The organism is Waddliaceae bacterium, assembly GCA_018694295.1.
GTDB lineage: Bacteria > Chlamydiota > Chlamydiia > Chlamydiales > JABHNK01 > JABHNK01.
Window position 1 is genome coordinate 1 of record JABHNK010000044.1, and the last position, 20,790, is coordinate 20,790.

At 42.7% G+C, this 20,790-nt stretch carries 15 protein-coding genes; 7 read left to right on the plus strand and 8 right to left on the minus strand.

Annotation, left to right across the window (positions count from 1 at the left end; genetic code table 11):
- Nucleotides 1-787: hypothetical protein (locus HN980_04610; GenBank protein MBT6928758.1), on the plus strand; the 787-nt coding region annotated here is incomplete at its 5' end.
- Between the two features lie 174 nt (nt 788-961).
- Nucleotides 962-2,170, plus strand: coding sequence for a dicarboxylate/amino acid:cation symporter (locus tag HN980_04615; protein ID MBT6928759.1), 1,209 nt, complete (start codon nt 962-964; stop codon nt 2,168-2,170).
- A gap of 166 nt (nt 2,171-2,336) precedes the next feature.
- On the opposite strand, the gene HN980_04620 is transcribed toward HN980_04615, so the two are convergent.
- A complete protein-coding gene (locus tag HN980_04620) occupies nt 2,337-2,579 on the minus strand; it encodes an RNA-binding protein (GenBank protein MBT6928760.1) in 243 nt (80 codons plus the stop codon).
- A 200-nt stretch (nt 2,580-2,779) separates the two neighbouring features.
- Here HN980_04620 and arsB point away from each other — a divergent pair, with 200 nt between their 5' ends.
- Nucleotides 2,780-3,919 carry an ACR3 family arsenite efflux transporter gene (arsB, locus tag HN980_04625; GenBank protein ID MBT6928761.1) on the plus strand — a complete coding sequence of 380 codons (1,140 nt, stop codon included), beginning with the start codon at nt 2,780-2,782 and terminating at the stop codon, nt 3,917-3,919.
- 264 nt (nt 3,920-4,183) lie between these two features.
- Here arsB and HN980_04630 read toward each other — a convergent pair whose 3' ends face one another.
- The 5 genes from HN980_04630 to HN980_04650 form a co-directional block, all read right to left on the minus strand.
- On the minus strand, nt 4,184-4,486 hold the full coding sequence (locus tag HN980_04630) for a nucleotidyltransferase domain-containing protein (GenBank protein MBT6928762.1): 303 nt from the start codon (nt 4,484-4,486) through the stop codon (nt 4,184-4,186).
- Nucleotides 4,483-4,899 carry a nucleotidyltransferase gene (locus tag HN980_04635; protein ID MBT6928763.1) on the minus strand — a complete coding sequence of 139 codons (417 nt, stop codon included), beginning with the start codon at nt 4,897-4,899 and terminating at the stop codon, nt 4,483-4,485. The genes HN980_04630 and HN980_04635 overlap by 4 nt, the downstream gene beginning before the upstream one ends.
- Nucleotides 4,900-5,273: 374 nt before the next feature.
- Complete coding sequence (locus tag HN980_04640) at nt 5,274-5,687, minus strand: hypothetical protein (GenBank protein MBT6928764.1); 414 nt, start codon at nt 5,685-5,687, stop codon at nt 5,274-5,276.
- Nucleotides 5,688-5,883: 196 nt separating this feature from the next.
- Complete coding sequence (locus HN980_04645; GenBank protein MBT6928765.1) at nt 5,884-8,847, minus strand: hypothetical protein; 2,964 nt, start codon at nt 8,845-8,847, stop codon at nt 5,884-5,886.
- Nucleotides 8,848-9,142: 295 nt separating this feature from the next.
- The gene (locus HN980_04650; GenBank protein MBT6928766.1) at nt 9,143-9,709 is read right to left on the minus strand and encodes a hypothetical protein; all 567 of its coding nucleotides are present in this window, start codon (nt 9,707-9,709) and stop codon (nt 9,143-9,145) included.
- A gap of 181 nt (nt 9,710-9,890) precedes the next feature.
- On the opposite strand from HN980_04650, the gene HN980_04655 reads away from it, so the two are divergent.
- The 4 genes from HN980_04655 (at nt 9,891) to HN980_04670 (ending at nt 13,598) form a co-directional block, all read left to right on the plus strand.
- Nucleotides 9,891-11,114 carry an MFS transporter gene (locus HN980_04655; protein ID MBT6928767.1) on the plus strand — a complete coding sequence of 408 codons (1,224 nt, stop codon included), beginning with the start codon at nt 9,891-9,893 and terminating at the stop codon, nt 11,112-11,114.
- Nucleotides 11,115-11,193: 79 nt separating this feature from the next.
- Complete coding sequence (locus HN980_04660; protein MBT6928768.1) at nt 11,194-11,463, plus strand: hypothetical protein; 270 nt, start codon at nt 11,194-11,196, stop codon at nt 11,461-11,463.
- A gap of 2 nt (nt 11,464-11,465) precedes the next feature.
- Nucleotides 11,466-12,401, plus strand: a complete 936-nt coding sequence (locus HN980_04665; protein MBT6928769.1) for a hypothetical protein — start codon at nt 11,466-11,468, stop codon at nt 12,399-12,401.
- 438 nt (nt 12,402-12,839) lie between these two features.
- Nucleotides 12,840-13,598 (plus strand): hypothetical protein, encoded by a 759-nt coding sequence (locus HN980_04670; protein MBT6928770.1) that lies wholly within the window; start codon nt 12,840-12,842, stop codon nt 13,596-13,598.
- A gap of 85 nt (nt 13,599-13,683) precedes the next feature.
- Here the strand turns inward: HN980_04670 and HN980_04675 are convergent, their stop codons facing one another.
- The gene (locus tag HN980_04675; protein MBT6928771.1) at nt 13,684-16,350 is read right to left on the minus strand and encodes a hypothetical protein; all 2,667 of its coding nucleotides are present in this window, start codon (nt 16,348-16,350) and stop codon (nt 13,684-13,686) included.
- A gap of 23 nt (nt 16,351-16,373) precedes the next feature.
- A complete protein-coding gene (locus tag HN980_04680; protein ID MBT6928772.1) occupies nt 16,374-20,786 on the minus strand; it encodes a hypothetical protein in 4,413 nt (1,470 codons plus the stop codon).
- Nucleotides 20,787-20,790 lie beyond the last annotated feature (4 nt).

Here is a 20,790-nt window from a genome sequence, read left to right on the forward strand (position 1 = left end):
GAAATCAGGCTTCTCTCAAGAAGCTGCGTTGTTTGGCGCAAAATTGCTACAAGAAGGCAAGACCCAGGAAGAAGCGACGTTCGGTGCTACATTGAGGGAATATGATGTCGATGAAACGAAGATAATCGGTGAGGTTGCCGATTATAAGGGAGCCGTGAAAGCCGAGATAGCAAAAGAATTAGTAAATCCTGATTTTGATATTTCCTTTGCAGAAGGAAAAATTTCAAAGCTGGGGTCGCGTATTGATAAAGATATTAACAGAACGCCGATGAAAGTCGATGGTGTTGACATAGAAAAGAAAGAAACCACTAAATCTCATACTATTGAAAAAGAGAAACTTCGACGGGCAAGGAATGTGGAGACAAAGCTGCGAGCTAAATACGAAGGTCTTAAAGATGACCAACAGCAAAAAATAGTTAAAACCGTATTGCAAATTGCTCAGCAATCAACTTTGTTTACGGTGTTTTCTAAACTTATGATAGAGAGGCAGGTTGCCAGCACTAAGGCGCAGTTTCCTTTCGATCAATTTGAGATAAATACCGACGAAAAAGAAGCGAAAATAACAGTCAATCATTGTTTCTTAGATTATCAAAGGCTTTCTTCTTCAAAAAGCGCTATAAGGACGTTCAACAAATGGAGAAATGCTACTAATTATTCACGTAGTACCATTAAGAGATGTAAAAAGGCAGGGTTTAGGATGTCAAGGCTTAGCGTTGAGATATCGTTTCCAATAGACAACCCCTCCAAAGTCACCATTGAAGGATATCCCACCATCACACGACTATAGCGTATAGTTATAGCATATAGGGATAGCGGATAGTAAAATCACTGATAACTGTTCACTGGTCACTGGTCACTGTTCACTATAAATGCAGCTGCGCTGCATTTAAAATCTTTACACAAAACAATCTTTTGGTGTATAATGTATAATAATTAATTAAAAATTAAGGACATACGCATCATGAAGAAATATCTTTCAAACATTTTTATCCTCGTAGCAGTAATCATTGGTGTCGTTAGCGGATATAGCGGCAGCAACATTGTCTTCATTACAGCAAGCTCTGTTTCAGAGATTTTCATCAGCTTTTTGAGGCTTCTGAGCCTTCCGATAATCTTCTTATCGATAACATCGACATTGTCTGGAATGAAAAGCCTCGAAGAAACAAAGAAACTCACTGGGAAAGTGCTGAAATATACAATCCTTACGACGATAATAGCAGCATCGACAGCACTGGTGTTGTTTGTTATCATCGACCCCGTAAACACCGCACTTGTTGCTGGTGACGCTGCCACAGAAATACCAAAGCAGGGGAGTTACCTGTCGTATGTCTTGGATATCGTACCAGACAACGTAGTAAAAGCTTTCAGCGACAATAACGTCATAGGCGTGGCTTTTATGGCAGCGATACTAGGTCTCGCCGCAGTGACACTCCCTGAAAAGAATAGGAAGGTGTTGCATTCTCTGTTTTCTAGCCTTTTCGCCGCACTCCTTAAGATTACTAGCGTCGTTATCACCGTCATACCTTTTGGGATATGGGCGTTTACGACGCTCTTCGTTAAAGATATGGCCAAAAACACCGCATTCGCACACTCGATACTACTTTATGTAATATGTGTCGTTGGTGCAAACCTCATCCAAGGCTTCATCGTCTTGCCGCTGCTCCTTAAATACAAAGGCCTACACCCAGGAAGAATAGCACGCGCTATGTCGCCGGCACTGCTTATCGCATTTTTCACGAAGTCGTCTAACGCAGCACTGCCGACGACGATGGAATGTGCACAAGAAAATGCTGGAGTTTCACAGAAGGTAGCGTCGTTTTCATTGCCGATGTGCTCCGTCATCAATATGAACGGATGTGCAGCGTTTATCATTACGACGGTGTTATTCGTATCAATGAGTGCAGGCATGGCATATAGCATTCCAGAGATGATAGCATGGATATTCATCGCTACACTCGCCGCTATAGGCAACGCTGGGGTTCCTATGGGATGTTATTTTATATCGAGCGCCTTCCTCATTGGCATGAACGCTCCGCTGTATATCATGGGAATAATACTCCCTATATATACCCTCATCGATATGATCGAAACCGCCCTCAACGTGTGGTCGGATTCGTGTGTCACCACTATCGTCGATAAAGAACTTTTGTCGGTGACCAGTGACCAGTGACCAGTTATCAGTGATAAATGAGTTCGGAGCTGTTCGCTAAACGCTATTCCTATACGCTAATAAAAGCTATACGATAATAATTGACGTTACGCACTAATAAAAAAAGAGCACCACAGCTTTTGCAAGCAGTGGTGCTCTAAAAATAACACGTTTTATATGTAACGTATTAGTTACGTGAACGAGCTTCGTTTACGACGATAGCTCGGCCGTCAGCATCAGAACCGTTGAGGTCTTCGATTGCTTTTTTGGCATCTTCATCAGCCATCTCAACGAAACCAAAGCCGCGTGAGCGTCCTGTGTCACGGTCCATGATAACTTTGGCGCTGATAACGGCACCAACCCTTTCGAATAATTCCTGAAGTTCCTTATCACCAAACGAAAAAGGAAGGCTTCCTACAAATAATTTCATAACTTAACTCCTAAAAGTACTTTTAATAAATCATAGCACTATTCGTCGCTTTATAGGATAGAACAGCTCTATGATTCCAGTGATTGTATCAGAAGATCATATTTATAGAAACACTTTATTTTTTTTACATGAATTTCTTATAATGAAATTTTTCATATAGGAGAAAACAAGCTATGGATGACGTCAACAGCAAAAGAACAATGGGCTTCTTCGAAAGATACCTCACTCTCTGGGTGGTACTATGTATAATCTTAGGAATATTCCTAGGGAAGGTCGCCCCAGAGTTTTGCCGCGCACTAGATAATATGTCCATAGTCGTTAGGGGGGCACCAGTAATATCGATACCTATAGCGATATGCCTCTTCCTTATGATGTACCCAATAATGGTGAAAATTGACTTCACAGAAGTTGTAAAAGCAGGGAAAAGTGTAAAACCAGTAGGACTGACGCTAGTTATCAACTGGCTGATAAAACCTTTTACCATGTACGCTATAGCATTGCTATTCCTGGGGTTCTTGTTCAAAGGCCTTATAGGCGCTGATGCAACAGACCTGGTGAAGATGCCCTTCGGACTAGACCTTCCCATAGGAGCACATCACGGCTCTGGAGTCGTGGTGATGAACGAAGGCATCAAAATGCTGGAAATACCACTATGGAGAAGCTACTTCGCTGGATGTATACTCCTAGGAATTGCACCGTGTACCGCTATGGTGCTCGTATGGGGATACCTCGCCAAAGGTAACGACGGCCTTACACTCGTTATGGTAGCAATAAACTCCATAACAATGCTCTTCTTATACGGACTCCTCGGAGGTTTCCTGCTCGATATAGGAAGACTTCCTGTCCCTTGGCAAGCACTCTTCCTCTCAATATCAATATACGTGGCACTGCCGCTAGTAGCAGGATACTTTTCGCGTAAATGGATAATAGCAACAAAAGGAATCGACTGGTTTCAAAGAAAATTCCTGCACGCTCTTACACCAATAACGATTATCGCACTACTAGCAACACTCGTAATTCTCTTCTCCTTTAAAGGGGATGTCATCGTCGATAACCCACTGACAATACTATGGATAGCAATACCACTCACCATACAGACACTGCTTATTTTTACTCTAGGATACGTAACAGCAAAAAAAATGAAGATCCCTTATGAATACGCCGCACCAGCAGCATTGATAGGAGCTTCAAACCACTTCGAAGTCGCTATAGCAACAGCTGTTATGCTATTCGGGCTCTCCTCAGGAGCAGCACTAGCCACCGTCGTCGGCGTCCTAATAGAAGTGCCGCTGATGCTTATGCTCGTAAAAATATGCTTGTCAAGGGCACCGCGCCCTTGACAAGCCCCGACAAGGGGAAATTTTCCCTGAACCCATGATTGCCACCCAATCTCACCAACCACAATATTTTAGCAACTCATCTGTTGATTTACAAGTCTCGCCCAGCTCTAAAGAGCTGCGCTTCGGCATGTAAATCAACATCTAAATCACTAAAATGCCGTGGTAAGCGAAATTAGGCGGCAATCATGGGTTGATCCCCGCGGCAAAGCGGAAGCTTCGCCTCTGCAGTTATCACCAGCGAAACGATGACAACGGATTTTATTATCAGACCTTATAGAAGTCTAATCCAATAGTATCAATATGTTCTATAAGATCAGGATCAGAAATCTGTGCATAAATCGACAGGTCGAAAGTATAGGGGAGATAAAGATCATCTAATTCCAACTCTATCTTATTAAGAACTGCTAACGTTAAACCTTTTCCTTGAATGGTTAAGTCTATGTCCGAGCCTTTTTTAAAGTTTCCCTTAGCCCTAGAACCATATATAATAACCCTTTCTATCTTTGGATATCTCGTAAAAATAGCATGTATTTGTTCTACGGTATTATCATCAAGTCCGAATTTCATTCTTGCTCCTTCTTAAGCTTACTAAAAGCGTCAAGAAACGCTGAAAATTCATTAAAATAACTGCCAATTATTACCGCCACAATTTCATCGGCAGCGTCACGATTATAGGTATGTGAGGTTTGATTACGGCTTTTAATCATACTCATCCAGATGTCACCATCATTTATTAGTCCTAACTTGAAAGCTTCACGCGTAGCGTCTTTAGAGCCATAGATTTTTTCATTACCACTATTTTCTAAAAAATCCTTCAACGTCTTCCAGGCTAATTCGTGGGTATATTTAAAGCACTGGATTAGACCTTGTTGCTCAAGTTCTGAAAGAGGGCGTTCTCGAGAAAGTTCCACAGCTTGTTTTAGTTGGGTATAAGCCTTGCCAAAATTGTTAAAACGCTGAATCCAACGAATACTGGCCATAAGATAGCCCTTTTTGACTCTTTGAAAATGTAGTTTCACTATAAGACATTCATATAAAAATCTTCAAGGAAAGAAAAAATGAGTTGTGATTTGTGGTTTGCAACTTGCGAAAAGTGTCAAAAAACAACGCTTTTTACTTGCAAAAAGCGTCAAATATGCAAAAGACGATATTAGTGAGGCTCTTAAGGCATTTGAACTAATTGATAAGGCTTGTTATGCTTCCTTAAATGGCCAAGACCATCTTTTATGTTTGCGACACCGAGAAGCGCTCGGGTAACAACATAACAGCTATTATCAGACGTCATGTTCTAGGCTCACCTATCACTTTTAAACCTTGTATCTATGTATATAAAGCCTATCAACTTATAAACCCTCTAAGCCGCGCCAATAGTCGAGCTGCTGACTCTTTTTAAAAAGGCTTGAATATTTGTAATTCTGCTTCTTGGTCGGAATATTTCATGAACAAACCCATTTGCTTCGAAAATTGTTAAGGCTTGTGCGCGGTCGGCTTCGTTGCCATGCGAAGCAATGACTGTTAATGCGTCAATAGCCGAGCCACGAAAATCATCTGGAAAATCCGAATTACATACAATGCTTTCAAAAGTTCCTATTAAGGTTTCGAGATTTATTAAGGCTTGTGCGCGGACGGCTTCGTTGCCATGCGAAGCAATGACTGTTAATGCGGTAATAGTCGAGAAGTTAAGATCACTTTCGTTCACAAGTCCCACAATTTCCACAAGCTTCGCCATGGCCTTCTCGCTAGCATCAGCATCAGAAGAAGCAATCAATACTAATTCTTTAATATAAAACTGTTTAAAAATCAAGGCATTAAGATGGTAAAGCTCTGGCCAGGTCTGATAATATACAGTGACGAGCGTCGTAAATTTAATGCGTTAAAAGCCACTGTGCGAGGGAACACACCAACACCGGCTTCACTATTTCTCACCTATAGCTATGGGATAGTGTTAATGAGCTAACAGCGTTTTAATCGTATAACTGACCTAAAAGCGCTCCCCTTGTTGCTTGCAAATGTTCGTTTTTAAGTTGCAATAACTGCCTCATCTTGTTGTCACGTTCAGTTGCATATGATCTAAGCTTAGGTGTATATACAGCCGTGATCTTTTCTAGCGCGCTTTTCTTTGCTAATTGTACTTCTTGCAACATATTTCGAAGAGATCTAACCTTTAAAAGGTTCGTACTTTGTTGGGATTTTACAGCGGCATCTTTTTCCCGCTCACAAATACTTAATTCATCGTCACAAGACTGATGCTCTGGTTTGTGCATATCTTCTATTCGTTTAAACTGAACGTCTCTTCTAGACTCTATATTTTTAATATCACGATGCAATTGATCTATGTCACGTGTTGCAGTATCTTTGATTGTTGTCTTCTGTTGTTCGAAATTTCTTTGTTGGCTTTCATATGCCCTCTTTGCCTCTGTTTCACTGGCTTGAACTGAAGATAGCAGCCTTTCTGCTCCTTGTTTTTCACTTTGTAGGCGTTTGGCCTTTTCTTCAGATTCTGCCTTCTGTCGCTTTAGAGTTTGTAAACTTGTCATCGTTTTTTCAGCGCCCGATATTTCATCGATACAATTCTTGATATCTGCGAGCTCTTTTTTAATATCTCGAGCACCTTCTTGCTGTGCCTTCGTCGATGCCAACGCCGCAGATAATCCTGTTACCTTTGTCTCTTTTAATGAGAGGTTTTGGGCAGAAAGCGTTTGTACGCGTGTGTGTTTTTGCTGTTTTTTTTGCTGTAACGATATAATACGTTCTTGTAATTTCTGCAACTCTCCATCTATATCACGACTTTTATTTTTTTCGATATCACGAAGCGCTCTGTCTATAGAAGACAGTGCTGATTTTGCCTTGTCTACATCCATTTTTGCCTTGTCGTATGATTGTTGCAGCTGCTGTAAACCAATCGAAGAACGCAATGCGACAATCTGTTTGTCGCGAGATTTTTCGCGGTTTTTTACATCTTTTTCTTTAATGTCTTTTTCTTGCTTATATAATGACCTGCTCTCTTCTAAACGTGCTTTATATTCGCCATCAATACGCTCTTTCCTATAACTGATTTCATGGTATCTTTTGCTAAAGATGCCTTCGATCGTTTTTAATAATTGTCGGTTTGTGTTTTCGCTTTCTACTATTTGCTTTTGTAACGACTTTTCGCTTCCACTATATGGCATTTCCGCTATTCGTAATTTTTCATCGCGTTGAGCACAACAAGCATCAACCTGTTGTTGATATTTGTCGGCGACGGCAGAAAAATCCTCTTTATATGACTGCTCGACGACAGCTTTTTGGTCCATGGCGAAAAGAAACAAATCTTGTAAGCCACACTCGGCAAGAAGATCGTGCATAGCAATAAAACGTCCACAGTCCGTTTCGGTTGAAATTTTAAAAGCGCCGCCTTCTACTTTATGAATAACATGCCGTATAACAAGATTTTTAATAGCGTCCTCATTAGGGCTGATAAATTCCAAGCTAACTGCTTTTTCATAACCAGCAACAAATGCTCCAAGATCTTCGACAGCGCCACTCTCTTGACGAGCGCGTTCGATAAAAGGTTCATATGCTTTAAGCTTTTGTAAGACCTCGGGAGTAAATAATATCGAATAACGCTCTGAAAAAACATCTCTGACAAGAATTTGTTCTGTATACAAGCCTGCTTGATCCAAAGAAAACAATTCGCTCGTAGTAATATGGAACGTGTTAAATGTGCTGATGTTTTCGTCGAAAACAGTAACGACCGTCTTCTCACGAAGCTGTTCTTTTAAATATCCCACAAACGACTTCCGTAACGCTGGATACAATATCTTCGGAAACAATTCTTGGCTAAGAATACGTTGTCCGTGTTTTTTAATAAATTCGCTATATCCTAACCAACAGAGATCTTTAAGGAGTGCAGGCTCAACATCTATCGACAAGGCAGTTATTTCCTCGATGTTTATAGAACCATAGGGAATTATGTGTTTCTGATCTTCTAAAAGCTCTTGTTCAAAATATAATGGCTGCAAAAATTGTTGTGCCGAAGGAACTAAACGTATTATTTCCATTCCCGTTCGTTCAAAGAATTGACGAAGAGCTGTGTCGTCTTGCTGTCCTCCTTCTTTCGATACCATAATGGGATCTAATGACCACATTATACCATCACTCTCTATAAATTCACGAACCGTTGATCCACCTTCTTTTTGAAGTATCTCCATTTCTATTGTCCACAAAACCAGCGCGAGATCTTGTTGAGTAAGTTTCAAGGCAGAGAGATCTTCGGAATATTTGTCCTTAAGCGTTTTAAAAGAATCAACGTGTTGTCCCATCACTTCCGCTTGAACTTCTTGAATAAACTTCTGTTTTATCCTGTTTAGATGTTCTTCATTTAAAACCCCTAAACATTCCTTGGTATGTTTTTTAATAAAATCTTTATACGACATTGTGTTAATATCCATAGATAAAATATCAGCAATTAACACATCATCAATTACTTGAGGTCTTTTAGCTTGCGCTTCTTTGAGCTGGCCATATGTCAACTTCTGAGTTAAAAGGGTATCAATAAGCCCTTGCCCATGTTTTAATACATACTGCGGATCGTTCCAAAAGGTCCGTTTTATGACAGAAAGAGCTATGCTTGTAATAAAAAGTGCTCCTGTTATAAGCGCAGAAGTACTTACTACACCTATAACAACTAATGGTGTTGCCGTGAATGTTAAAGCTAAAGTTCCCGTTGTCGCGGTTGCTAAAGCTGATAATATCCACAATCCCCCCTTAACAGCACTCATTATTTTTTGTGAATTATGCCAAGAAACCGCTACATGTTCGACTCTTCTTTGTTGCCATGTGACAATAAGAGAATTTGAAAGAACATCTGATTGTTTTGAGAAATGGTCAGGCTGATTAATCGCTTGAACAGGTTTCTTAGATACTGAATCGCTTTTATGTTGAAACATTTTTAACGTCTCCGTTTTTTTGCTTTCTTATCTTTAGTTTGTTGTAATTGTCTAAGGATTATACCATAAAGCACATAAAATGTAAAGGCTTTACTTTAACAACGTCTGATAATATTAGGAGCGAGAGATCGTTACAGTGCACTATGTGAGAGGATTAGGACACAGCCTGGGTAAGCACTATTATAGAACGCCTTTTAATGTCTGCGTTGTTGGAAAAACTGACAACGATATTTAATGCATGAAGATCCTCTCTGCGAAGGTACTCGCCAATATGCCTGTTGCTCACACAATCCCTCTAAGCCGCGCTAACAGTCGAGCTGCTGAGCGCTTCTAAAAGGACTTGAATATTTGTAATAAAAGTTCCTATTAAAGTTTCGAAAGCTGTTAAGACTTTTGTGCGGGCGGCTTCGTTGTCATGCGAAGCAACGGCTATTAATGAAAAAATAGCCTCGCAGCGAAGATCTCCGATAAGCGCCGTATTGCTCACAATCTCTCTAAAAGTACCGATGAGCCCAACAAACTCCGCTAGAGCCTGCTCACTAGCGGCAACATTATCGGAAAAAGTAACTTCACGTAATTTCTGAATAGCCTCTTTGCGACGGTCTTCGCCAAGCTTCGTATTGCTCACAAGCCCACCAAGCGCTGCTATAGCCCTCTTACGAAATGTCTCTAGTGTGCCGTACTTATTAAAAATATTAATACCTTCGAAAAGTTGAGTGGCAAACAATTCTATATTCTTGTCGCATAAATTTAGGGTATCCCCAGAAAGGCTCTCAGAAAGAGCAGAAATTAAATCTTGTTCACTAGTATTTGTTTGAACACTAGAATCCATTCTAGGTGTTACAGATTGTGTGGGCTCCATAAGTTAAAGCTCTTATCTTGGTTAAAGCAAACAGCTTACATTTAAAGGCCTTAAAAAACAAACATATTGTCTAGCTTGGCGGGCAAACAGCAGAATAGCAGAATAGCAGAAAAAATCTATCGAAGAAAACACTGAGGTGGTATAATTTTGTGTATATTAACCACTGAAATCTTTGAAAAGCATGGCAAAATCGCGCATATCATGGATTATTTTTATCATCCTATTCGTTGACCTTCTGGGGTTCAGCTTCGTCTTCCCCCAGTACGCTCCCCTTTTCCTTGACAAAGCTCATGGTCTCTTGCCATTTCACTATTCTGTTGCCATGCGTCGCCTTTTACATGGGTTCCTCATTGCTTCGTACCCATTATCACAATGCATAGGAATACCCCTTATGGGGGCGCTGTCCGACCGCTATGGCCGCAAGCCTTTGCTTCTTATTTCTTTAGCCAGCAACACATTGGGATACTCTCTGTGCCTGTATAGTATCGCTACGCATATGGTCTCCTTTTTCTTCGTAGGACATATCATTGCCGGACTGACGGGAGCAACATTATCAATAACACAGTCTGCTATCGCCGATGTCTCCGATGATGACTCTAAACCACGACGCTTTGGACTGATTTTTCTTGCTCTTGGTGTCGGCGCAATAATAGCTCCTCTTATCGGCGGACACCTCGTTGCCGGCTCCCCTCCTTTATATGCCATTCCTTTCCGTTTTGCTCTTGGTTTGGCGTTTTTCAACATCTTTATCACGCTATTGTTTTTCAGTGAGACACGACAACGCTCTGACAACACCTCGATAACGCCGTTCTTCGAGGTACATCATATTTTCAATGCCTTTAAAATTCCTAAGATACGTATGATGTTCGTCGTAGCGTTTTTCTTTTCAATAGGATGGAATTGTTTTATAAAATTCTTCCACGTTTTCCTCATAGATAAATTCGCCATCACATCGATAGGAGCAGGACGCTTTTTTGCTTATTTCGGCTTGTGGATGATCGTCTCGCAGATTATCATAAAACCGCTGTCAAAACGATGGATGCCACAACAAACAATGGCAGCATCGGCATTTTCATTGGCACTATGTATTCCACTGTTGCTTATGGCTAAGTCGATAGCAATAATTTTCGCCATCTTCCCTGCAATAATAGTTTTACAAGGACTGATATATCCCAACACAATAGCCTTCATCTCCAATAATGCCCCATCAGACATGCAAGGAAATGTGTTGGGTATTGCACAGTCAATACAAGCACTAGGAAAGAGCTTTGGGCCTGCGATTGCAGGAGCATTGTCGGTTTATAATACGTCGCTGCCATTTATGGTAGCAAGTATTCTCGTATTTGCCGGTGGCGTGGTCTTTATGAAATATCTACAGAAACAAGAAGCTTTTAGTAGAGGATAGTTTTTTTCTTTTGTGATTTTGTTGTAGTATTATTTTATAAAACGGCAACGTCTGATAATATATTTAAATGGTGGATACAATGGAAATATCAAATATACCTCCTTACCAAACCACTGTCCAGCCAACAGATCTTGATGATCACCCAACCAGAATCGAAACATTTATATTAACTGGCAACAAAACTGCAAGCAGAACAACAACGCCTTATCCTCAGCAATCTAGTAAAGTCGAAACGTTTGTATTAGATGATGGAGGGGATGTCACCAATAGAATAAGAACGGTTTATCATCAGCGACAAAAAGACTTCCAAAATTTTCATGGTATTGTTAGTCTAAAGGAAAAAGGTTAGCTATGACTCCTGAACACCCTATTGAAGACCTTCAGAATTCTAATTTAGTCGGTATCGACAACAGAGAAGATACCCTGGAAGATCTGGAAGACTTCCCTCCTGTCCCAACATATATGACCCTTCCCAACGGCACTACGTTGCCGGTAGTCATCAGACATGTTGTCGCAAAACAGCTCGAAAAAGAGCTCAAGATTGTCGGTAAAACCAACAATCAGGAGAAAAACAAAAAAAAGAAAAAAACTCCTATGGAGGCGATGGTAGAGTCCGCCAAAAAAGTTAACGCTTTCTTCAAGATATACAACATCTCGATAGTCATTGACGACGCACAGGAGGCCTTCAACCGCATAGCCACATGGATTGATATAAAGCTCTCCAAAGGCCATGCCGAAGCGATGCGCTACGAAGCACAATGTAAGCGTGACGACAGCGTCCATAGCAGCAAAGAGTGGTGCTTTGCTACTATAGTCGACAGTGTTGACACCACAAGCGACGACAAGGACCTTCTCAACGTCAACATACATGCTATCATCGTCCATATCGACGAAGACCTCGAAGACTTCCTTCTGACGCCGAAATGGGACAACGCCGTAACGGCATACTGCGAAGACAGCGTTGCTGCCGAATCGTTGCGCGATGGCATCGTAAAAGACTTCAAATTCTTTATAGCGAAAAAATACAAGAAGGCCTTGGCCCGCAGATATGAAACTCTGATGTCTCGCAAAGAAGAAGAGGTCGACTCCCCTCCTAAGATCGCTGCTCTACGCGACGCTATAGAAGAGTCTTTGAGGCTACACCTTACTGGTCTCCTTGACATCGAAGAGCAGCACGAAGAAGACCTGTCTACTATCGCAGAAGCTGAAAAAGCCGAAAGGCCACAAAAACAACTCTTAGGCATAGCGAGCGACGTAGGCGGACTTTTCTTGAAAAGTTCGGAATAGGGATTTTCTACCACGGAGCCACAGAGTACACAGAGAGAAAAAGAACTGGCTGGTGGATTCTCCCCCAGACCCCCGTTTCTGAACGGTGAACTATAACGCTACACTATACCTTTCACCCGGACACGTCAGTGCCCCCTCTCGACGTTGTCGTAAAAGTAAGACTGTATCTTTACGTTTGCTATAGTAAAAACAAAGAAAAGAAGTACAATCAACGACAACGACGACAGCCGTGCGTCTGCTGCGCGCTCTGCGCAGCGGGCGCTCTCTGTGTAACTCCGTGGTTCTCCGAGTCTCCGTGGTAAAGGGGTTCTGTGTTGATGCTCAATTAGTTCGGATCACTGAAAAAAGTGTGGTGTTCTAATCGTTCTTTTGTTTAGTATAGCCAATATATTTTTTCACAATGATGTGAATGTACTAAAAACAACAGGAGAATGAACTATGAAGAAATTTGCATTTATTATGGCAGCGGCTATTGCCGTATCGAGCTATGCAGTGTGTGCCGAAGACGCAGAAACTACTAACGACACTAGCAATTGGTATGACGTTTTGGACGTCGTATATAAAGACGTCCATGGCAAGGTAGACCTCGGCGCTGCTACTATGCTTATAGAGAACAAATATGCCGACAATCGCGGCAAGCTTACCAATATGACTGGCGGACGCCTCGCTGCCACCTTCGTATATCCTAATGGTTTCACCATAAAGCCTAGCGTTTTGGCAGGGTTTGGCGAAGGACATATCTATAATGGCGGCATAGCAATAGGATGGTATCTTCCTATAGGAAACAACTTACGTTTCATCCCCAATATCGCGTATTCTATGAGCTACCTAAAGACCAAGAACATCGAAATACACCCAGCTCCTGGCTTCGCAATCGCTTCCGAAGAAGCTTCTATACAGTCGCGCGTCCCTGCTATTGGTGTTGACACCATCGTCAAGTTCGGCGATAAATGGGCAGCAACGTTGGTGTTACAATATGCATGGTCGCATTCGAAGTCGCACTTCTCTAATGCAGCCCTACCTCAAGATGGTAAGCGCACAGAATCTCGTGGTTTAAACTCTGCAATAAATCTTGAATACTTCATCGATGACAGCTGGTCGACAAGTCTCACATTAGGCATTAACGACGCAAACGACAACGAACTCAACGGCGTCACTGGCCGCGGAGTTATCATCGGCGCAGGATATCGTTTCTAATAAAAACGCTTGCCTTTAGCTAAAAAAAGCCACGACTCAAAAGAGTCGTGGCTTTTTTGTATCCCATTTGTATGGTCTGATAATGTTATTTTTCTGGTTGGCTGCTTTTTTTCCTTCTGAGAGCGAAGCCTTTTTCTCGCACAGCGGCCTGCTCTTCAGCCTTCAATTCTCGTAAACCTGCTTCAAACGTCTTTATTCTTCTTTGTGCACCTTCAAGACGCATCTTGCTTATCCTAACTTTTTCATTTCTTTCTTCAGTAGCGCCCTTTTCTTTTACTTGTTGTAATTCTTTTGCATATTCTTTTTCAAGATTCGGAATCTGTTCTTTAGCGTTTTCTATTTGCTTTTCGAACTTAGCTTTCCTCTCTTCCGGAGTGATTTCTTTTCTTGCTTTCCTAGTACCGGAGGATTTTAATCTACCTACAGCGCCACCCTCTATAGCTGCCATTAATCCATCCTGAGAGCCGCCAGTCTTCTTTTTTGTTTCCGACGCTTTCCGTAATTTACCGGCAGCACCACCCTGTATAGCTGCTAACATTGCAGATTTAGAGTCTTTTTCCGTTTTGGCTGTGGACTTCGTTTCCCCAGGCTTTTTTAAGCCTTGAGCGCCCTTCTTTCTTATTGCGTCCAGGAAACCTGCCGGCATTCCACCACCACCAGGTGTCGACTTTGGTCTGGCGGATTGTGTTTTTTTTGTCTTTTCTCCGCCAGCACGGGCTTTGCCACCACTCTTCCGTATCGCTGCCAAGAACGCCGGCGGTGGCCTTCCTTGTGGAGCTTCTCGTTGTGGTGGCGGCTGTGGTGGCAGTGGTACTTTCTTATACTCAGGCGCGACGCCTTGGGCTTTAAGCAGAGACGCTACGATCTCGTCAAATGCTGTTTTATATTCGTCTCCCTGTTCTTGTGGTGACAACAGAGGGAAAAGCTTGGTCAAATATTCGTCTCTTAGCTTTTTCCCTACAGTTTTTTCTGTCAAAAGGTCTTTGAACATCTTCAGGATGGCGACTCTTTCCGACTCCCCTAGCGGCAACGTCCATCCAACAATAGTGCGAACTTTTTTGGCAACCGACAGTTTCGTCTTTGCCCAAGCTGGTGTCTGCAACAAAGAGTTGTATGTACGGCATAGCTCTTGCAACAATGGTGCACGGTTTTCTTCTTTGACGGTCTCTATAGCTTTGGCGCTAATATCGTCAAAACGCTTTGCGAACTCGTCCGGCATAAGACCTTTTTCGGAAGCGAGAGCAAGAGCTTGCAACAGCGGTGGGTAAACTTTATCATCCAGATCGCTTTGCTTTGACATGTTAAACAAAGGTGTCTCAAGCAACTCGAATTCTTTTTTATCAATGCTAGTCTGCTGAAATACGGTAACGAAACCTCTTGCCAACACACTATAGACTTCGGTGGTGAGCGCCATTTTAGGAACGATGTCGACAAAAGTTTTCACAAGAGCTTGTGTGTGTGTTTTGCTACACTCCTTTACTTGCAAGGCCGCGACGGCAGACCTCACTGCATCAGTATATGCGTTTCTATCTCTCGTTTTATTGTTGCCGAGGAATTTCACCAGCTCTTTAACAAAATCTTTGGGGTCCTCAGCGACAACTATAGCAGCTTCCAACATGCCGAAAGCCTCTTTCTGAGATATTTTTTTCCAGCCAATAACCTTTTGCACGTGCTTGTTGACAAGAGAACGTTTGTTTTCCTGCGGAACGTTTGGCGACCGCAATATCGCTACAAAGGCTTTTGATATAGCTTCCTTATGAGCCGCTGATGGCGCCAGTCGTCTTGTATTGTCAAGCACAACAGCAAAAACGGAAGTGAAAAGTTTTTTGTCTTCGCCAGAGAGACCCTGCAGCTGCAAAGCCTTGCTAAGAATTTGTACCATGCTTACACATATGCCCTTTGTCATAAATTTTCTGTCAAGGAGCTCTGTCGATGCAGATGCCAGCCCTCTCACAAAAGAAAGCTGTATTTCTTCAGGAACATCCGACCGCATTATATATGCAGCTTTTTTCATTATGGCTTCTTTTGGAGCCTTTGGGCGCAGGATGACGTCGCTGAAGCTTACAGCAACAAGGCCTTTAGCTTTTACGTCTGCCGAAGAGGCAATAGCCACGATAAAAGCTCCGCACAGCTCAATCAAGGCATCGTCATCAGAAACCTTTGAAGCAAAGCCACAAAGCGAGCGCGTTAGAGCCGATTTGTCTTCGGCAGGAACTTTGTCGTCTGCAAGCAGACCTTTAATCGTCTTAATCATCTCAACATGTGCGTCGGGAGGTATGTCTTGCCTCAGAATATATCGTAGCGTGTCAACACATTCCTGCCGTTTTTCGTTTTTCTCGTGAGTGCTTTCAGCTCCAACCAGATGTTTAATAAGAGCAGCAAGATTTTGTGCTAACGGCAAATACCCTTCAGGATACGCTTCCAGTTCTTCTGTGGTAATACTCGAGGCCAATTGAATTATGTCTGCTTCATGTTCAGACTCAATTTTTCCGCTGATGAATGATGCAATACGTTGTATGTTTTCTTGGACATTTTCCGTCGAAGACTCCGGCGATATTCTTCCTGATAACGCTTCCGGTTTTCTTTCGTCCATTGTCGTAGTACTACTCAATAAACATTTTGGCAGCTTGTCGGTGTCGACAGGAACAAAGTCGTGCCCACTAAGATCGCCTTTTTTGGGGTTGGCAGAAGGGTTTTTCGACGACACATTTGGATCAACGTTATCCGGGCCGCCCGGTTTTATTATTGGCATATTATACTCCGTTTTTCTGTTGTTTATTCTTCGTCTTTTTTGGCTTTTCCTGCCCTTCTTGTAGCTTCAGCATCTGACAGAACATCAGCCGACTTGTCTTCTTTCGGAAAAGGAGGCGTCGGTGGCGTTTTGGGACGCCCTGCACGCTGTGGTGGTAGCGGCGGCGCATTCTTAGGACGCCTGCGCGAAGGAGGTAGCGTCGGCGATGTTTTGGGACGCACTGCACGTGGTGGCTTTTTAGTACGGCTTGTATCTACTTCACCCCAGTCGCTATCGCTTTCTCCTCCGGAGCTATCACTTTCGAAAGCACCCATCATTTTTTTCATCCTGTCTGCTTTCTCGCTCAAAGGGCTTTTCGGTTCTTTCGGTTTTTGTTCCTCCGTTTCTACGTGTCGTAATTTGGTTTCCTTTTTCCTTATTTTGGCGAGCATGTCTTGCTTGGACGAAGTTTTTCTCTTGGGAGGCTCAACATGTTTTAGCGTCCGACTTTGTTTGCTTCTTATATCATCAAGAAAGCTAGCCCGATGTCCTGTCGGCTTCGGCGGCAGTGACGGTGCTGTTTCTTCTTCGGGAGGTGATGATGACGGCTTGTCGGCGGCGGGCGCGACAGCAGGCTTATCCTCAGGGGCTTGTGGAGGTGCCGGCGAAGGTGTTTCTGAAGAAACCTCTTCGTCATCGCTCCAGTCGGAGCCTTCGTCAGGAAATTCTGCTTGCTTTTCAACAACAAGCTCTTTCAGTTTAGCTACGAGTTCTTGAGATTCTTCTGGGTTGGATGGAGGCATGTATGCAGCCTCTTCCGAAGCCTCTTCGCCATATTTTTCCATCATGGCATCTACAGACGCTCTAACATCAGATGTCAAATCATCACGAGCAGCAAGCCCGCCTAAATATTTCACGAGCATCCTTTTATTAACTTCGCCTTCATTAACTCCATTCGTTATGGTATCGTCAGGCAACATCATAAGCGCAGAATCAACCGTTCCTAGTAACCGAACGAGAACGTCCGTCTCTAACTCCCTATCGTCCATAAAAGCTATCAAAACCCCAACGAGAGCATTTTGCACTTCCTGTGGAACATTACTTATAATATCGAATAAAGATAATATCTCTTTTTGACTTTCAGGGGTCAACTTTTGATATCTCACAAGAGATTCTAGTCCTCCCACAATAATCAATTTTGCTTTTTCCGGGATTGCCGACGAAATGATCAACTTTTCAAAAATGTACATTACACTTGAATATGCGTCTTTGTCGAAGTCTTCTCTGCTGATAAAAGCCATGAAATTTTCTGCGACCTCAACTTTCTCACCATCAGCGACGTCTAATAATTCGAGGGCGCTGCCAAAAGCATTGATTATGTGTCTGTGTCCTTCTGGCATTCCTTTTCGAAGCGCGAACTCGTTCAAGGCGGTAATAAGCTCAGATTTAACTTCTATGGGCGCTTTATCCAATTTAAGCATTATTGAAGAAAATGTAAGTGCTATATCATAGTAATCTTCTTCTTTCAAATCCTGATTTTTTGTCGCTTCAACAAAATCCGAAATGAGCTTTCTTGTATCTTGATTAAACTCAACTTCTGGACTAAGCAAAAACAATTCTGCTATTTTACTAACTGGGTTGTATTCCTGCTGTTGAGCGGGCAGCTCTTCGGCTGTAGGGGCTCCTGCTTCAGCTTTACGCTGTTCTTGAGACGACTCAATTACATCTTCAACCTGGTAAACATTTCCATCTTCATCTACATATTCAAAGCTACCCTCATAGGTTTCCTCATCGGCAGGCTTCTCTACAGCAGGTTTCGGTGGTGGCGTTTTAGCTGCAGGAGGCGCCGGAGGTGGACGCCGTGGCGCTTCTTCGGCGTCAGCTTTCGGAGAAGGCGTTTTAGGCGTCTCTGCAGGAACGGGAGGTGCCGACTTCGTAGGAGGCGTCGTAACCCGTTCAAATGTTACTAGTGTTTCATCGCTACACCCTGCTCGGTCTATAAGGCCTTGTAAAGCGCCTTGAACTCCTTGCTGACTTTCTTCGTCAAGGTCTGATAACTGTATCAAAGCGACGAGCATTGTAATATTCCCCGCAAGAGCGTCGATATTGGAGGCGAAGTCACCGTCGTATTCTTTGTTAAGAAGAGCGCATAGACATTCTGCATACCCTTCTTTATCATCTATATCGCCTTTATTAAATAACGAAACAAAAGCTATCAGTATATTTTGTTGCATATCGATCTCTTTCAGTTCCCACTCAACAATGGATTCGAGGCTGTCTGCCAGTGTTGACTTTGATGTTATCAATATAGCCAGCTGGGAAAAATTTTCAACTATCGTTCGTTTTTCGATGTTATTCAAATCTTCTTCCGCCAAGGCAGAGAAGTTGCTTCCCAAAGACTCTTGTAATTCTTCCGGCAGGTCTTTTATCTGCAGTGCTGCGCCAAGAGCCATTATTGCCGGCATGCGTGCATCGGGTCCTAAAGTGCTCCAGAAAGAGCTCGCATAAGAAATTCCTTGCGAATCAAAAGAATCCAAGCTCTTTGCAATCGAAGCTTTCACCGTATCGGGAAGCTCAGGCAATTTGAGTAGGCTCGTAAGTTCTAGTAGAAAAATCTTATAATTTTCAGAGTCTAAATTTTCTACAAGGGAGCCGAACTGTTCAGCGGCTTTTTCATGGTCTACCTTCGCCTCTGTAGGTAGAGTGAACAATGTCACAAAGAGGCGTATCATATCTTTTTGGATTCTCTTGTCCTTGTGTCCTTCGTCAGCAAAAAGACAGAACGCTTTTGCCAAGTCTCCTTTTTTAATATCAGGGACGTCTTTCAAGGCGATTGCCAGAGAAAGAGCTTGAAATAAGGGCTTACGAGCTTCGGAAGAGCGCTCTTTTGCGTTGGCAAGGGCAACTTTAACCAACAAGTCCGCACAAGCTTCTACTCTGGTTTTTTTGACTATAGTACCCTTTCGAGGGATAATCTCCGGCGATTTAAATATCTCATATAAACCTTGAGCCACCTCATAATGAGTTTCGGGGACATCGACGACATTAGGGGCCACCTCCAGCAATATCTTTGAAAGTTCTTTCCTGTCCTTTTCCGTCACGTCTGGCATCTGCAGTGCCCTGCCAACGGCCTTTGCTGTGCTAGTATACGTATCTGTGTCTTCAGGTAACTTCTTACTAAGGACGCCTAACAGATCCTTGACGAACAACTTAGCTGTGTCTTCTGTTGTGACGACCATGGCGCCATGTAATATGTTAATAACCCCTTTGTAGTTGGAGATGTCCCATCCAACGATTTTATGTGCACACGACGCGACTACTTCCTTTGTTCTTTCTGGGACATCCGGCGAAGCAAGTATATTCTCAACTTGTGTCGTAATAGCAGCGCGAGAGCTCTTTTTTTGCGATGCTTTCTCAAAAACCTTATTGAAAAACTGGGCTAAGATTTCCTTGTCGCCATCAGAGACATTCGGCAAGCATAGAACCAGACCAAAAAATGATATCGCATCAAGATATTTGTCGGCCTTCAAAGTGTCCGGATTAAAAACAATGGCAATATATCGCACCAAGGCTGCGTTCATATCGGCGTTTTTCTTCGCCACCTTTTTCGCATCTCCCCCAGGCGGTATTGGCTTTTTCTCTTCAGCCATCGCGAGATGGAAGGCTTTGGTGATAACAGAGAAAAGGTCGTTGCGAGATTCAGGGGTGAAGTCGGTACGGCTGAAAAACGGGAGGAGACCCTCCATAAGCGACAGCTTTGTTTCGTTGGGAACATCACGCGAATCCATCAGATACTTAAGGTCTACTGTAAGTTCCTGAAGATCTTTTTTGGGCATCTCCTTTTTATTTATGACAGCTTTAAAGCTTTTTACAAGGTCTTTCTTGTCTTTTGCAGGAACATTTTTCGAGGCGATAGCCACGGTTAAAGCCTTGCTAAGTTGAAAGACGACATCGGATTTCTCAGTAGAAACTTGTTCGGCGAGGTCGCATAACGGCCGAACAAAGCGTTTCTGATCTTCGGGGGGAAGACCTTCTGCAAAAAGATCTTTTATCGCCTTGATCAGCTTGGCGTGGTCTTCAGACGAGCTTTCTTTTCTAAGAATGTCAAGCAATGAGTCAACATAAACCTTTTTGTTTGGAGCTCCGGTCCTGATGCCTTGAGCAAGAGATTGTACCAATTTTATATGTGTGATTTTTGTGAGGATGTCAGGCGTGGAGATTTTTGCAGTAACCGAACCGTCTTTAATGTCTTTTATTATTCGTTTTATTTGGCGACCAGTTAATGGTTTTTCAGATTCGCGCGACTCGCCAACATTAAAAATGCTATTAGGGAGATCATCTTCGGAGGTGTGGTGGACGGTATGTCCTTTGATTTTTTCTTTCGACGTCGCGTCCTGTTTCGGTATTATATTTCCGTCCCTGTTTTCTTCGGAAGAGAATATCTTTGGTCCTAACATAGTG

Coding starts and splice junctions, on each gene's coding strand:
- HN980_04615 (MBT6928759.1), top strand. CDS start 962: ATGAAGAAATATCTTTCAAACATTTTTATCCTCGTAGCAGTAATCATT.
- HN980_04670 (MBT6928770.1), top strand. CDS start 12,840: ATGAAGAAATTTGCATTTATTATGGCAGCGGCTATTGCCGTATCGAGC.
- HN980_04620 (MBT6928760.1), bottom strand. CDS start 2,579: ATGAAATTATTTGTAGGAAGCCTTCCTTTTTCGTTTGGTGATAAGGAA.
- HN980_04665 (MBT6928769.1), top strand. CDS start 11,466: ATGACTCCTGAACACCCTATTGAAGACCTTCAGAATTCTAATTTAGTC.
- arsB (MBT6928761.1), top strand. CDS start 2,780: ATGGGCTTCTTCGAAAGATACCTCACTCTCTGGGTGGTACTATGTATA.
- HN980_04660 (MBT6928768.1), top strand. CDS start 11,194: ATGGAAATATCAAATATACCTCCTTACCAAACCACTGTCCAGCCAACA.
- HN980_04675 (MBT6928771.1), bottom strand. CDS start 16,350: ATGCCAATAATAAAACCGGGCGGCCCGGATAACGTTGATCCAAATGTG.
- HN980_04680 (MBT6928772.1), bottom strand. CDS start 20,786: ATGTTAGGACCAAAGATATTCTCTTCCGAAGAAAACAGGGACGGAAAT.
- HN980_04635 (MBT6928763.1), bottom strand. CDS start 4,899: ATGGCCAGTATTCGTTGGATTCAGCGTTTTAACAATTTTGGCAAGGCT.
- HN980_04650 (MBT6928766.1), bottom strand. CDS start 9,709: ATGGAGCCCACACAATCTGTAACACCTAGAATGGATTCTAGTGTTCAA.
- HN980_04645 (MBT6928765.1), bottom strand. CDS start 8,847: ATGTTTCAACATAAAAGCGATTCAGTATCTAAGAAACCTGTTCAAGCG.
- HN980_04630 (MBT6928762.1), bottom strand. CDS start 4,486: ATGAAATTCGGACTTGATGATAATACCGTAGAACAAATACATGCTATT.
- HN980_04655 (MBT6928767.1), top strand. CDS start 9,891: ATGGCAAAATCGCGCATATCATGGATTATTTTTATCATCCTATTCGTT.